Raw genomic sequence first — 13,567 nt, 5'->3', positions numbered from 1 at the left:
GCTATTATCCACTGTCTGTCTTGCTAGCTATACTTGCATCCAGACAACCTGCCCATCGATCCAGACAGCATGCAGCGCAAATACCTCAACATCCCGCAATTCACAGCCTTGCCGGCGCCGGTGTACTTCCGCTACGACGAGTTCGGGGCCGATACCCACAGTGCCGCGCACAGCCATGCCTGGGGCCAGCTCAACTATGCGGCCCACGGCATCATGCACCTGGAGATCGCCGGCCAGCGCTTTGTTTCGCCGCCGCACTATGCGGTGTGGGTGCCGCCGGACACCGAACACAGCTGCTACAATCCCCAGGCCATCGTCTACCGCTCGGTCTATCTGGACCGCGCCTTGTGCCAGGGACTACCGACGCAGCCCTGCACGCTGGTGATCAGTGAAATTCTCAAGGCTATCCTCGGCGACTTTGCCCGGCGCGACGTGAAGGTTCCCGAGGATGAAGCCGACCGCCGCCTCGCTCAAGTACTGGTCGATCAGCTGCGCCTGGCCCCGACCCAGACCTGCTTTCTGCCCTATGCCCGCAGCGCCGGCCTGGATGGCGTATTGCAGGCCTTGCACGCTGAGCCCGGGGACAACCGGCCGTTGGCCGAATGGGCGGCGAGCGTGCATGTCAGTGAGCGCACCCTGGCCCGGCAGTTTTTGCGCGAGCTGGGCATCAGCTTTGGTGAATGGCGCCTGCGTCTGCGCTTTCTGCGGGCCATTGATGCGCTGGAGCAGAACCAGCCGATCCAGCAGATTGCCTTCGACCTTGGCTACAGCAGCCCCTCGGCTTTTATTGCCATGTTTCAGCGTCATGCCCACTGCACGCCTGAGCAATATCGGCGTCAGGCCCGCACTGCCACTATGCCTGTCCGGTGAAGGCTGGCAGACTGCGTTTTTTCCTGCAGTTGCCCTTGAGGTTGTATGACCTTTACCCCGCGCCAGATCAAAATGGCCAGTTGGATCATCGTCTTCGCCGGCCTGTTGCTGGCGTTGCCGCTCAAGCTGTTGCCGAGCCTGCTGGCAGGCCTGCTGGTGTTCGAACTGGTCAACATGCTTACCCCCAAACTGCAGCACCTGATCGCCGGCGAGCGCGCGCGCTGGCTGGCGGTGGCATTGCTCGGCACCCTGGTGGTCAGCACCTTGACCTTGTTGTTTGCCGGTGCGATCAGTTTTCTCCTGCACGAAGCCGAGAATCCCGGCGCCTCGCTGGACAAGTTCATGCTCCTGGTCGATCAGGCCCGTGGCCAGTTACCGCCGTTCGTCGATGCCTACCTGCCGGCCAGCGCGGCGGAGTTCAAGGTCGCCATTGGCGAGTGGCTGAAGACCCATCTGGGTGAACTGCAACTGGTCGGCAAGGGAGCGGCGCATATGTTCGTCACCCTGCTGATCGGGATGATCCTCGGGGCCATCGTCGCCTTGCAGCGCATCCCGGATATTTCCCGGCGCAAGCCGTTGGCCGCGGCGCTTTTCAATCGCCTGGCACTGCTGGTCCAGGCATTTCGCAACATCGTCTTTGCGCAGATCAAGATTTCCCTGCTCAACACCTTTTTCACCGGGATCTTCCTGGCCGTGGTGTTGCCGATGTTCGGCGTGCACCTGCCGCTGACCAAGACCCTGATCGTGCTGACCTTCCTGCTGGGCCTGTTGCCGGTGATCGGCAACCTGATGTCCAACACCCTGATCACCATCGTCGGGCTGTCGCTGTCGATCTGGGTGGCGATGGCGGCGCTGGGCTATCTGATTGTTATCCACAAGGTCGAGTACTTCCTCAACGCGCGGATTGTCGGCGGGCAGATCAGCGCCAAGTCCTGGGAACTGTTGTTGGCGATGCTGGTGTGTGAGGCGGCGTTCGGGTTGCCGGGGGTGGTGGCGGGGCCGATCTACTATGCCTACCTGAAGAGCGAGCTGCGGCAGGCTGAGCTGGTGTGAAGCCTGATCGCGGGGCAAGTCGGATCGCCGCACCGCCGCTCCCACCGGATTTTCACTATCCCTGTGGGAGCGGGCTTGCCCCGCGATAGTTTTTCAGCCGTACCGCTTGCGAGCCTCAATGGCCAAACCACTGCCGATACTGCCGAAGATGTTGCCTTCAACATGCCGCGCATTCGGCAGCATGGCCGCCACGCTCTGGCGCAGCGCCGGAATGCCGCTGGAACCACCGGTGAAGAACACCGTATCAACCTGGGCAACGCCGACACCGGCCTTGTTCAGCAGCTCGCTGACACTGCCACGCACGCGCTCGAGCAGGTTGTCGATCGATTCTTCGAACAGCGCCCGGGTCAGCTCGACGCTCAACCCCGACTCAACCCGCTTGAGATCGACCAGGCGGCGCTCGTTGTGGGTCAGTTCGATCTTGGTTTCTTCCACTTCCATCGCCAGCCAGTGACCGGCGCGCTGTTCGATCAGCTTGAACAGGCGGTCGATGCCGTCGGTGTCTTCGATGTCGTAGCGCATGCTGCCCAGGGCCAGCTGGGATTTTTGCGAGTACACCGAGTTGATTGTGTGCCAGGTGGCCAGGTTCATGTGGTGGCTGGTCGGCATGAAGGCGCCACTTTTCATCCGGCTGCCATAGCCGAACAGCGGCATCACGCCCTGCAGGCTCAATTGCTTGTCGAAGTCGGTACCGCCGATGTGCACACCGCCGGTGGCGAGAATGTCGGCGTGGCGATCATCGAGCATGTGCCGTTCAGGTGCCAGGCGCACCAGGGAGAAGTCCGAGGTACCACCGCCGATGTCGACGATCAGTACCAGCTCTTCGCCCTGAATGTTCGACTCGTAATCGAAGGCCGCGGCAATCGGCTCGTACTGGAAGGAGACTTCCTTGAAGCCGATCTTCCTCGCCACTTCGGCCAGGGTGTCTTCGGCTTCCTGGTCGGCGGCCTGGTCGTCATCGACGAAATGCACCGGGCGACCCAGCACCACTTCATCGAAGTCTCTGCCGGCATTGGCTTCGGCGCGTTTCTTCAGCTCGCCGATGAACATGCCCAGCAGGTCCTTGAACGGCAGCGCGGTGCCGAGCACGCTGGTGTCGTGCTTGATCAGCTTGGAACCCAGCAGGCTCTTGAGCGAGCGCATCAGCCGGCCTTCGTAACCTTCGAGGTATTCGTGCAGGGCCAGCCGGCCGTAGACCGGGCGGCGCTCCTCGATGTTGAAGAACACCACCGACGGCAGGGTGATCTTGCCGTCTTCCAGCGCGATCAACGACTCCACACCCGGGCGATGCCAGCCGACGGTGGAGTTGGAGGTGCCAAAGTCGATGCCGCAGGCACGGGCCGGGGATGCGTCACTCATGGGATGTACTTCCAGCGGAAAAACGGCCGCGCAGTTTATGCCAGTGGCCAGCAGAATCAAGACCGATTATCTGCTTTACAGCAAACCCAAGGGCACCTTGAAAGGCTATGCTTGACCCCAATCTTCAGAAGCATTGAACAACTTTATGGTGATTCCTTAGATGGACTTCAAAGACTATTACAAGATACTGGGCGTAGAGCCGACTGCGGACGACAAGGCGATCAAGACCGCCTACCGCAAGCTTGCGCGCAAGTATCACCCCGACGTCAGCAAAGAGCGTGACGCCGAGGAAAAATTCAAAGAGGCCAATGAAGCCTACGAGGCCTTGAGCAGCCCGGAAAAACGCGCTGAGTACGACGAACTGCGCAAATACGGCCAGCACGGCCGGCCCTTCCAGGGCCCGCCAGGCTGGGAGAGCCGCAGTTCCGGCGGTTTCGAAGGCGGCGATTTTTCCGACTTCTTCAGCTCGATCTTCGGTGCGCGTGGTGGCAACGGCAATCCTTTTGGCCGCGGCCAGCAACGCAGCACTGGTCGGCGAGGGCAGGACGTGGAAATGGAACTGGCGATTTTCCTTGAGGAAACCCTATCCGCGGAATCGAAGCAGATCAGCTTCCAGGTCCCGCAACACAACGCCAATGGTCAGCGTACCGGCTTCACCACGAAAACCCTGAACGTGAAGATCCCGGCCGGGGTCAGCGATGGCGAGAAGATCCGCCTCAAGGGCCAGGGTGCACCGGGGATCGGCGGTGGCGCCAACGGCGACCTGTTCCTGACCATTCGCATGGCACCGCATCCGCTGTTCGATGTCGAAGGTCATGACCTGATCATCACCGTGCCGCTGGCGCCCTGGGAAGCCGCGCTGGGTACCAAGGTGGCGATGCCGACCCTGACCGGCAAGGTCAACCTGACCATCCGTCCGGACAGTCAGAACGGCCAACGCCTGCGCATCAAGGGCATGGGCCTGAGCAACAAGCAGGGCCAGCGTGGCGACCTGTACGCGCAGTTGAAAGTGGTGATGCCGAGCCAGTCCGATGCCGCCGCTCGCGAGCTGTGGACCAAGCTGTCGGAGAAGGCCGCGTTCAATCCGAGGACACAATGGAGTAGCTGACCATGAGCAGTACCCTGATCGTTCAACTGGACATGCAGACCCTCTGTCAGGAAGCCGATCTGCCGGCGGCCTACGTGATCGAAATCGTCGAACACGGCATTGTCGAGCCTTCCGGGCGAACGCCGGAAGACTGGCTGTTTGACGATCAGGCACCGGTGCTGGCCAAGCGCGCGGCCAAGCTGCATCACGATCTGCACCTGGAGTGGGAAGGGGTGGCGCTGGCCCTGGAGTTGCTGGAGGAGGTTCAGCAGCTGCGTAATGAGAACAGCATGCTCAGGCAACGCTTAGCGCGGTTTGTACAGGGGTGAAAATACGGTAGGGCTACCTAGTATTTTTGTCAGTAGACGAGTTTTTTGATAGCTCGTAGCGTAATGGCCTGGGCATGTCCATGTGTCCAATTCGCCAGGAGCAACCAAAATGGCAGTGAAAATTTTGAGTCACTCGGATTTTGCCGATCAGGTTTTGAAGTCTAGCAAGCCGGTAGTGGTTGAGTTTTATAGGTACAAAGCTGACGGCAGCGAAAACGCCAGCAAGAGAGCAAGTGTGTATGTTGATGAGTGGGCTGCATCTGAGGGCAGAGCAACATTTTTTCGTATCTCTTTAACTGAAGCGACTCAGGTTGCCAAGACCTACGATGTCCAGTCTGCTCCTACGTTGGTCTATTTCAGCGGTGGCGAAAAAAAGAATGAATTGGTTGGTTACTACAACGATGAGCGGCCGAAAAGTATGTTGGCCAAATTGCTTTGAGCTTGTTCAATTTTGTGTGCTCTCGTTGAGCGCTTTGTCAGCCAAGCCTACTCTGAAAGGGCTTTCATTGCCCTGCAGGAGTGAGCTTGGCCTGCACTGAATTCCTAAAGTAATTTGTAATACAACGCCGTCGGCCGATACGTGCCATTCGGCCCGCAGGCGTACTCCGGAATTTCCCCCGCCTTGATATACCCCAGCGACTGATAGAACGCCTCCGCCCCCGACCCCGCCTCGGTATCTAGATACAACGTATTACGCTGTTTCTGCCGCGCCGCCGCTTCCAGGGCCTGCATCAGTTGCAACCCCAGTCCGCGGCGCCGCGCCGCACTGTGCACCAGCAGCTTCTGCACTTCGGCGCGTTTCAAGCCATTGAGCTTCTGGCACAGCCCCAACTGCACACTGCCCAGCACTTCCTTGTCTTTGCCGACCACCCACAGCAGCAGCTCGCCGCTGACCAGGCGCTGTTTCACTTCATCGAGATAGCTGTTGGCCTGCTGTGTATCGAGGTCCGCCAGAAAGCCCACCGAAGCGCCGTGCGCGACGGCATCCAGCAACAGCGCCATCAGGCCGTCGCGGTAGTAGGCAAAGCCTTCAGCGGTGACACGATTGAGTTGCGCTGCATTCATGGAACTTCACTCCGTTGAGCGTGGGGGCGCGCCGGGGTTGAGGATCAACTGCATAAATGTCAGGTCGAGCCAGCGACCGAACTTCACCCCCACCTGAGGCATCTGCCCGTTTAAGGTGAAACCCAGACGCTCGTGTAAACGGATCGAGGCGGCATTGCCGCTTTCGATGGCAGCGACCAACACATGCTTGTCACAGGCGCGTGCGCGCTCGATCAAGGCCGCCATCAGTTTCGGACCCAGACCGTTGCCGCGCTGGTCGCTGCGGATGTACACCGAGTGCTCGACGGTATGGCGAAAGCCTTCGAAGGGCCGCCAGTCGCCGAATGAAGCATAGCCAAGCACGTCGTTGCCTGCGGCTGCGTCCACCGCTACCAGGATCGGGTAGCGCTGGGCCTGGCGGGCGTCGAACCAGGCCTGGCGATTGGCTAGATCAACGGGTTGTTCATTCCAGATCGCCGTGGTGTTGAGCACGGCGTCGTTGTAGATGTCGCGAATGCCCGGCAGATCGGCAGTTACGGCATCACGAATCAGGTAAGTCATGGCAGCTTCTCGAACGTCTACGAAGTGTTGTCAGGTTAAATGGTTACCAGCCCGCGCACACCTTCGGCTTCCATGTTTTCACCGCGTCCGGCCTGGACGATTTCGCCGCGCGACATCACCAGGTACTGGTCGGCAAGTTCGGCGGCAAAGTCGTAGAACTGCTCAACCAGGAGGATGGCCATGTCGCCACGGGCGGCCAGTTTGCTGATGACCGCGCCAATTTCCTTGATCACCGAGGGCTGGATGCCTTCGGTTGGCTCATCGAGGATCAGCAGGCGTGGCTGGCTGGCCAGGGCGCGGCCGATCGCCAGTTGCTGTTGCTGGCCACCGGAGAGGTCACCGCCACGGCGGTGTTTCATCTGCAGCAGTACCGGGAACAGTTCGTAGATGAACGGCGGGACGCTTCTGGCCTGGCTGGCGCTGAAGCGCGACAGGCCCATCAGCAGGTTTTCTTCGACGCTCAGGCGCGGGAAAATCTCCCGGCCCTGGGGGACATAGGCGATACCGGCTTGTACCCGTTGATGCGGCTTGAGTGCGGTGATGGCCTGGCCCTCCCAGTGCACGCTGCCTTCACGGGTGGGCAGCAGGCCCATCAGGCAGCGCAGCAGGGTGGTCTTGCCGACGCCGTTGCGGCCCAGCAGGCAGGTCACTTCGCCGACCCTGGCCTCGAAAGACAGACCGCGCAGGATGTGGCTGCCGCCGTAGTATTGGTGCAGTGAGTCGATTTTCAGCATGGTGTTGTCCTTGGTTGGCCTTTTCGCGGGGCAAGCCCGCTCCCACCGAGCCCCCCCTGTGGGAGCGGGCTTGCCCCGCGATGCTTTAAATTACCTACCCAGATAAACCTCAATAACCCGATCCTCAGCCTGCACCTGTTCCAGCGAACCCTCTGCCAGCACACTACCCTGGTGCAGCACGGTGACATGGTCGGCAATGCTGCCGACAAAGCCCATGTCGTGCTCGACCACCATCAGCGAATGCTTGCCGGCCAGGCCCTTGAACAGTTCGGCGGTGAACTCGGTTTCAGCGTCGGTCATGCCCGCCACCGGTTCATCGAGCAACAGCAGTTGCGGGTCTTGCATCAACAGCATGCCGATCTCGAGGAATTGCTTCTGGCCGTGCGAGAGCAAACCCGCCGGGCGCTGGGCAGAGGCGGTCAGGCGAATGGTGTGGAGGATTTCGTCGATACGGTCCCTTTGTTCACCACTCAGGCGTGCAACCAGGCTGGCGAGTACCGACTTGTCGGCCTTCTGCGCCAGTTCCAGGTTCTCGAACACACTCAAGGCCTCGAACACCGTCGGCTTCTGGAACTTGCGCCCGATGCCGGCCTGGGCGATCTGTACTTCGCTCATGCGCGTCAGGTCGAGGGTATCGCCGAACCAGGCCTTGCCGCTGCTGGGGCGGGTCTTGCCGGTGATCACATCCATGAGGGTGGTTTTACCCGCGCCGTTAGGGCCGATGATGCAGCGCAATTCGCCGACGCCGATGTACAGATTGAGCGCATTGAGCGCCTTGAATCCGTCGAAGCTGACGCTGATGTCCTCCAGCGTCAGGACCGTGCCGTGGCGGGCATCCAGGCCTGCGCCGCGCACCTGGCCAAGGCCGATGGCATCGCGGCCGCTGCCGGCGTCGAGGATCGGTTCGAGCATGAACTCCGGGTGCACCGGTGGCAGTGGTATGGCTCTCATTGCTCGCCCCTTTTCTTCAGCAGTCCGACCACGCCTTTGGGCAGGTACAAGGTGACCACAATGAACAGCGCTCCCAGGCAGAACAGCCAGTACTCGGGAAACGCCACGGTGAACCAGCTCTTCATGCCATTGACCAGACCGGCGCCGAGCAACGGGCCGATCAGGGTGCCGCGTCCGCCCAGCGCTACCCAGACAGCGGCTTCGATGGAGTTGGTCGGCGACATTTCACTGGGGTTGATGATGCCCACCTGCGGTACGTACAGCGCGCCAGCCAAAGCCGCAGAGCACGGCGCTGAGCACCCAGACGAACAGCTTGAAACCACGCGGGTCGTAGCCACAGAACATCAGCCGGTTCTCGGCGTCGCGCAGCGCGGTCAGCACCCGGCCGAACTTGCTCCGCGCCAGGCGCCAGCCCAGGTACAGGCTGACCACCAGCAGCGCGACGGTCAGCAGGAACAGCACCGCGCGGGTGCTTTGCGCAGTGATCGGAAAACCGAGGATGCTGCGAAAGTTGGTGAAGCCGTTGTTGCCGCCAAAACCGGTCTCGTTGCGAAAGAACAAGAGCATGCCGGCGAAGGTCAGGGCCTGGGTCATGATCGAGAAATACACGCCCTTGATCCGTGAGCGGAAGGCGAAGAAGCCGAACACCAACGCCAGCAGTCCGGGCGCCAGCACCACCAGACACAGGGCCCAGGCAAAGTGCTGGGTGCCGGCCCAGTACCAGGGCAGTTCGGTCCACGACAGGAAGGTCATGAACGCCGGCAGACCATCGCCCGCCGCCTCGCGCATCAGGTACATGCCCATGGCATAACCGCCGAGGGCGAAGAACAGCCCGTGGCCCAGCGACAGCAATCCGGCATAGCCCCAGACCAGATCCAGCGCCAGGGCGACAATGGCGTAGCAGAGGATCTTGCCTACCAGAGTCAGGGTGTAGGCCGAGACCTGCAGGCCGTGGCCGTCGGGCAGCAACGACAGCAAGGGCAGGGCCAGCAGCACCAGCAGGACAACAGCAGCAATGGCCACCGTCCAGCGTGGGCCAGCCTTCTGGCTGGCGGTAACAAGCAGAGGCTGGTTCATCAGTCGATTACCCGTCCCTTGAGGGCGAAGAGGCCTTGCGGGCGTTTCTGGATGAACAGAATGATCAGCGCAAGGATGAGGATCTTGCCGAGCACCGCACCGATTTGCGGCTCCAGCAGTTTGTTGGCTATCCCTAAGCCGAAGGCGGCCCAGAGGCTGCCAGCGAGTTGGCCGACACCGCCGAGCACCACCACCAGGAAGGAATCTATGATGTAGCTCTGGCCCAGGTCCGGGCCGACGTTGCCGATCTGGCTCAGGGCCACGCCGCCGAGCCCGGCGATGCCCGACCCGAGGCCAAAGGCGAGCATGTCCACGCGCCCGGTGGGCACGCCACAGCAGGCGGCCATGTTGCGGTTCTGGGTGACGGCGCGCACGTTCAAACCCAGGCGTGTGCGGTTGAGCAGCAGCCAGGTCAGCAGCACCACAAACAGGGCGAAGCCGATGATCACCATGCGGCTGTAGGGCAGGACCAGGTTGGGCAGCACCTGGATGCCACCGGAGAGCCAGGCCGGGTTGGCCACTTCAACGTTCTGCGCGCCAAACAGCAGGCGGATGGCCTGAATCAGGATCAGGCTGATGCCCCAGGTTGCCAGCAGGGTTTCCAGCGGGCGGCCATACAAGTGACGGATCACCGTGCGCTCCAGGAACATGCCGACCCCGGCGCTGACGGTGAAGGCCACTGGCAGGGCAATCAGCGGATAGAACTCGATGGCGCTTGGTGCGTAGCGCTGGATCAGCACCTGCACCACATAGGTGGCGTAAGCGCCGAGCATCAGCATCTCGCCGTGGGCCATGTTGATCACCCCGAGCAGGCCGAAGGTGATCGCCAGGCCCAGGGCGGCCAACAGCAGGATCGAGCCCAGCGACAGGCCACTGAAGGCCTGGCCGAGCAGTTCACCGACCAGCAGCTTGCGCTTGACCTGGGCCAGGCTGGTTTCGGCGGCGGTGCGGACACTGGCGTCGGTTTCTACGCCAGGTTCAAGCAGCGATTCGAGGCGGGTGCGGGCCATCGGGTCGCCGGTTTCACCGAGCAGACGTACGGCGGCCAGGCATACGGCCGGGTCGCTGGCCGCCAGTTGCAGGTTGGCCAGGGCCAGGCCGAGGGCCGCATGCACCGCGGCATCGGTTTCGCTGGCGAAGCGCCGGTCGAGGAAGGCAACTTGCGCCGGCTGGGCAGTTTTTTGCAACTGCTGGGCAGCGCCAAGGCGCACCTTGGCGTCGGCGCTGAGCAGTTGGTGGCTGGCCAGGGCGTTATCTACCAGACCGCGCAGGCGATTGTTCAGGCGCAGCTTGCGGTTGTCGGTGGGGCTGAGGCGGCCCTGCTGCAGGGAAGTCAGCAGTTCCAGGCGAGCCGGGTCGGGTTGTGCTGCCCAGTCCTGAAGCAGGCGGGCCTGGTCGTTGGCCTTGGCGGCGATGAAGTAGTCGGCATCGCTGGCCTGGGCGGCCAGGGGCAGCAGTAGAAGACTGAGGAAAAGGTACAGGAGAGCCTTGGGCATGACGGTTTCCTTGTGGGGTGCTTTGGGGCCTCTTCGCGGGGCAAGCCCGCTCCCACCGGGGTTGTGTATCCCCCCTGTGGGAGCGGGCTTGCCCCGCGATGAACTCAGTTACCCTTCACCGCATAATCCGGCCGCTTGTCATTACCCGGAATGAACGGGCTCCACGGCTGCGCCCGCAGTGGCTGCTCGGTCTCCCAGACCACGTTGAACTGCCCGTCATCCTGGATCTCGCCGATCATCACCGGCTTGTGCAGGTGGTGGTTGGTCTTGTCCATGGTCAGGGTGTAGCCCGATGGTGCTTTGAAAGTCTGCCCGGCCAGGGCTTCTTGGACCTTGTCGACATCGGTGGTGCCAGCCTTCTCGACTGCCTGGGCCCACATATGGATACCGACGTAGGTGGCTTCCATCGGATCGTTGGTCACCGCCTTGTCGGCGCCCGGCAGGTTCTTGGCCTTGGCGTAGGCTTTCCAGTCGGCGACGAACTGGCTGTTGACCGGGTTGTCCACCGACTCGAAGTAGTTCCATGCTGCCAGATGCCCCACCAACGGCTTGGTGTCGATCCCGCGCAGTTCTTCTTCACCCACGGAAAAGGCCACCACCGGCACGTCGGTGGCTTTCAGGCCCTGGTTGGCCAGTTCCTTGTAGAACGGCACGTTGGAGTCGCCGTTGACCGTGGAGATCACCGCCGTCTTGCCGCCTGCGGAGAACTTCTTGATGTTGGCGACGATGGTTTGATAGTCGCTGTGGCCAAACGGCGTGTAGACCTCTTCGATGTCCTTGTCGGCCACGCCCTTGCTGTGCAGGAAGGCGCGCAGAATCTTGTTGGTGGTGCGTGGATAGACATAGTCGGTGCCGAGCAGGAAGTAGCGCCTGGCCGCGCCGCCTTCTTCGCTCATCAGGTACTCCACCGCCGGGATCGCCTGCTGGTTCGGCGCGGCGCCGGTGTAGAAGACGTTCGGAGACATTTCTTCGCCTTCGTACTGCACCGGGTAGAACAGCAGGCCGTTGAGCTCCTCGAACACCGGCAGCACCGACTTGCGTGACACCGAGGTCCAGCAACCGAATACCACCGCGACCTTGTCCTGGGTCAGCAACTGGCGGCCTTTCTCGGCGAACAGCGGCCAGTTCGACGCCGGGTCGACCACTACCGGTTCCAGCAGCTTGCCGTTGACGCCACCCTTGGCGTTGATCTGCTCGATGGTCATCAAGGCCATGTCCTTGAGCGAGGTCTCGGAAATCGCCATGGTCCCGGACAGCGAATGCAGGATGCCGACCTTGATGGTCTCGGCGGCCTGGATGCTCCAGCTAAGACCCATCGCCGCGATGGACGCGCTGAGGGTGAAGGCCTTGATCAGACTGCGACGCTTCATAGTGCTCTCTCCGTTGAGTTCGAATGTGCGGGTAAGGCAGATGGCGACTTCGGGAGAGAGCTTTAGCAAAGGCTGTGCCGGAACCGCCGAGGGCTCTGGCACGGGCATTGAGGGGTGTAGAGGAGAATGCTTGCACCGGCCTGGGGCTGAACGGGGGAGGCGGTGCAGCCGGTTGCGCCGCGCTGGTGCGCAACCGGCTGGGGGTCAGTTCTGCTGGGTTGCCAACGCTTGGCGATTGCGCCGCACGAACTGATAGGTCACGGCCAGCAACAGGAACCACAGCGGCGTGACGATCAATGCCTGACGGGTGTCGCTCTCCAGGCTCAGCAGCACCAGGATGAAGGCGAAGAAAGTCAGGCACACGTAGCACATCAAACGTCCGCCGGGCATCTTGTACTTCGACGCCTGATGCAGGGGCGCGCGGTTTTTGCGGAAGCTCAGGTACGACAGCAGGATCAGGGTCCAGACGAACATGAACAGGATCGCCGACACCGTGGTCACCAGGGTGAAGGCTTCGATCAGGTCGGGAATCACGTACATCAGCGCCGCGCCGAGCAACAGGCAGGTGCAGGAGAAGTATAGGCCGTTGGCCGGTACCTTGCGGCTGGACAGGTGTTCGAAGCTGCGCGGCGCATCGCCTTGCTGGGCCAGGCCGAACAGCATGCGGCTGGTGGAGAACACGCCGCTGTTGGCCGAAGAGGCGGCCGAGGTCAGCACCACGAAGTTGATGATGCTCGCCGCCGCAGGCAGGCCCGCCAGCACGAACAGTTCAACGAACGGGCTCTTGCCCGGCACCACGTCACGCCATGGCGTCACCACCATGATGGTGATCAGCGCCAGTACGTAGAAGATGATGATCCGCACTGGAATCGAGTTGATCGCACGTGGCAGGGTGCGCTCGGGGTTCTTCGCCTCGGCGGCGGTGGTACCCACCAGTTCGATACCGACGAAGGCAAACACGGCAATCTGGAAACCGGCGAAGAAGCCCATCAGGCCATGGGGGAACATGCCGTCATCGTTCCACAGGTTGGCCAGGTTGGCGGTACGTCCGGCGGGCGATTCGAAGCCGACCAGGACCATGTACAGGCCGGTGCCGACCAGGGCGAGAATGGCGACGATCTTGATCATCGCGAACCAGAACTCGATCTCGCCGAACATCTTCACCGTGATCAGGTTCAGCGACAGCAGCAGGCCGACGCAGGCCAGCGCCGGCGCCCACTGGGGCAGGTCGGGAAACCAGAACTGTGAGTAGGCGGAGATGGCAATGACGTCGGCGATACCGGTGATGATCCAGCAGAACCAGTAGGTCCAGCCGGTGAAATAGCCCGCCCAGGGACCGAGCAGGTCGGCGGAGAAATCGATGAACGACTTGTATTCCAGGTTCGACAGCAACAGTTCGCCCATGGCGCGCATGACGAAGAACAGCATGAAGCCGATGATCATGTAGACGAAGATGATCGACGGGCCGGCGAGGCTGATGGTCTTGCCCGAGCCCATGAACAGCCCGGTGCCGATGGCGCCACCGATGGCGATCAGCTGGATATGGCGGTTGGAGAGGCTGCGTTCGAGGTGTTCGTGTTCGTCAGGCGTGGGGTGTTGCGGGGACAGGTTCGCGGTCATAGGCTAGGCATTCCGT

General features: G+C 61.8%; 13 protein-coding genes and 1 pseudogene. 5 read left to right on the top strand and 9 right to left on the bottom strand.

The features are described 5' to 3' along the window. Positions 1-69 precede the first annotated feature (69 nt). Both ACVI9W_RS09665 and ACVI9W_RS09660 read left to right on the top strand, forming a co-directional pair. Positions 70-870, top strand: a complete 801-nt coding sequence (locus tag ACVI9W_RS09665; RefSeq protein ID WP_461529879.1) for an AraC family transcriptional regulator — start codon at positions 70-72, stop codon at positions 868-870. Between the two features lie 45 nt (positions 871-915). After that, a complete protein-coding gene (locus ACVI9W_RS09660) occupies positions 916-1,923 on the top strand; it encodes an AI-2E family transporter (protein ID WP_157194401.1) in 1,008 nt (335 codons plus the stop codon). 93 nt (positions 1,924-2,016) lie between these two features. Here the strand turns inward: ACVI9W_RS09660 and ACVI9W_RS09655 are convergent, their stop codons facing one another. After that, a complete protein-coding gene (locus ACVI9W_RS09655) occupies positions 2,017-3,282 on the bottom strand; it encodes an Hsp70 family protein (protein WP_461529878.1) in 1,266 nt (421 codons plus the stop codon). Positions 3,283-3,442: 160 nt separating this feature from the next. Here ACVI9W_RS09655 and cbpA point away from each other — a divergent pair, with 160 nt between their 5' ends. From cbpA to ACVI9W_RS09640, 3 genes are all read left to right on the top strand, one after another. Then, entirely contained in the window at positions 3,443-4,390 is a 948-nt protein-coding gene (cbpA, locus tag ACVI9W_RS09650; protein ID WP_461529877.1) for a curved DNA-binding protein, read from the top strand. A gap of 2 nt (positions 4,391-4,392) precedes the next feature. Then, positions 4,393-4,698, top strand: coding sequence for a chaperone modulator CbpM (locus tag ACVI9W_RS09645; protein ID WP_461529876.1), 306 nt, complete (start codon positions 4,393-4,395; stop codon positions 4,696-4,698). 82 nt (positions 4,699-4,780) lie between these two features. Then, on the top strand, positions 4,781-5,137 hold the full coding sequence (locus ACVI9W_RS09640) for a thioredoxin family protein (RefSeq protein WP_461529875.1): 357 nt from the start codon (positions 4,781-4,783) through the stop codon (positions 5,135-5,137). Positions 5,138-5,241: 104 nt separating this feature from the next. Here ACVI9W_RS09640 and ACVI9W_RS09635 read toward each other — a convergent pair whose 3' ends face one another. The 8 genes and pseudogenes from ACVI9W_RS09635 to cycA all read right to left on the bottom strand — a co-directional run bounded on the left by ACVI9W_RS09635 (position 5,242) and on the right by cycA (position 13,551). After that, positions 5,242-5,763, bottom strand: coding sequence for a GNAT family N-acetyltransferase (locus ACVI9W_RS09635; RefSeq protein WP_461529874.1), 522 nt, complete (start codon positions 5,761-5,763; stop codon positions 5,242-5,244). Positions 5,764-5,769: 6 nt separating this feature from the next. Continuing rightward, complete coding sequence (locus ACVI9W_RS09630) at positions 5,770-6,303, bottom strand: GNAT family N-acetyltransferase (RefSeq protein WP_461529873.1); 534 nt, start codon at positions 6,301-6,303, stop codon at positions 5,770-5,772. 35 nt (positions 6,304-6,338) lie between these two features. After that, positions 6,339-7,037 carry an urea ABC transporter ATP-binding subunit UrtE gene (gene urtE, locus ACVI9W_RS09625; RefSeq protein WP_038615129.1) on the bottom strand — a complete coding sequence of 233 codons (699 nt, stop codon included), beginning with the start codon at positions 7,035-7,037 and terminating at the stop codon, positions 6,339-6,341. A gap of 90 nt (positions 7,038-7,127) precedes the next feature. After that, positions 7,128-7,949: an urea ABC transporter ATP-binding protein UrtD gene (gene urtD, locus ACVI9W_RS09620; RefSeq protein WP_461531811.1), complete on the bottom strand. Its 822-nt coding sequence runs from the start codon at positions 7,947-7,949 to the stop codon at positions 7,128-7,130. A gap of 35 nt (positions 7,950-7,984) precedes the next feature. Then, positions 7,985-9,065: pseudogene (gene urtC / locus ACVI9W_RS09615) on the bottom strand (urea ABC transporter permease subunit UrtC). Next, entirely contained in the window at positions 9,065-10,561 is a 1,497-nt protein-coding gene (urtB, locus tag ACVI9W_RS09610; protein WP_461529872.1) for an urea ABC transporter permease subunit UrtB, read from the bottom strand. The pseudogene urtC and the gene urtB overlap by 1 nt, the downstream one beginning before the upstream one ends. Before the next feature lie 104 nt (positions 10,562-10,665). Then, on the bottom strand, positions 10,666-11,931 hold the full coding sequence (urtA, locus tag ACVI9W_RS09605) for an urea ABC transporter substrate-binding protein (protein ID WP_461529871.1): 1,266 nt from the start codon (positions 11,929-11,931) through the stop codon (positions 10,666-10,668). Positions 11,932-12,135: 204 nt separating this feature from the next. Further along, complete coding sequence (cycA, locus tag ACVI9W_RS09600; protein WP_461529870.1) at positions 12,136-13,551, bottom strand: D-serine/D-alanine/glycine transporter; 1,416 nt, start codon at positions 13,549-13,551, stop codon at positions 12,136-12,138. Between the last annotated feature and the right edge of the window lie 16 nt (positions 13,552-13,567).

The sequence above is a fragment of the Pseudomonas sp. 210_17 TE3656 genome, assembly GCF_054821965.1.
This window is presented reverse-complemented; position numbering and strand designations above follow the sequence as displayed.

What these genes read in the sequence shown, in the direction of transcription:
- ACVI9W_RS09665 (WP_461529879.1), top strand. Translation starts at nt 70, where the DNA reads ATGCAGCGCAAATACCTCAACATCCCGCAATTCACAGCCTTGCCGGCG.
- ACVI9W_RS09660 (WP_157194401.1), top strand. Translation starts at nt 916, where the DNA reads ATGACCTTTACCCCGCGCCAGATCAAAATGGCCAGTTGGATCATCGTC.
- ACVI9W_RS09655 (WP_461529878.1), bottom strand. Translation starts at nt 3,282, where the DNA reads ATGAGTGACGCATCCCCGGCCCGTGCCTGCGGCATCGACTTTGGCACC.
- cbpA (WP_461529877.1), top strand. Translation starts at nt 3,443, where the DNA reads ATGGACTTCAAAGACTATTACAAGATACTGGGCGTAGAGCCGACTGCG.
- ACVI9W_RS09645 (WP_461529876.1), top strand. Translation starts at nt 4,393, where the DNA reads ATGAGCAGTACCCTGATCGTTCAACTGGACATGCAGACCCTCTGTCAG.
- ACVI9W_RS09635 (WP_461529874.1), bottom strand. Translation starts at nt 5,763, where the DNA reads ATGAATGCAGCGCAACTCAATCGTGTCACCGCTGAAGGCTTTGCCTAC.
- ACVI9W_RS09630 (WP_461529873.1), bottom strand. Translation starts at nt 6,303, where the DNA reads ATGACTTACCTGATTCGTGATGCCGTAACTGCCGATCTGCCGGGCATT.
- urtE (WP_038615129.1), bottom strand. Translation starts at nt 7,037, where the DNA reads ATGCTGAAAATCGACTCACTGCACCAATACTACGGCGGCAGCCACATC.
- urtD (WP_461531811.1), bottom strand. Translation starts at nt 7,949, where the DNA reads ATGCTCGAACCGATCCTCGACGCCGGCAGCGGCCGCGATGCCATCGGC.
- urtB (WP_461529872.1), bottom strand. Translation starts at nt 10,561, where the DNA reads ATGCCCAAGGCTCTCCTGTACCTTTTCCTCAGTCTTCTACTGCTGCCC.
- urtA (WP_461529871.1), bottom strand. Translation starts at nt 11,931, where the DNA reads ATGAAGCGTCGCAGTCTGATCAAGGCCTTCACCCTCAGCGCGTCCATC.
- cycA (WP_461529870.1), bottom strand. Translation starts at nt 13,551, where the DNA reads ATGACCGCGAACCTGTCCCCGCAACACCCCACGCCTGACGAACACGAA.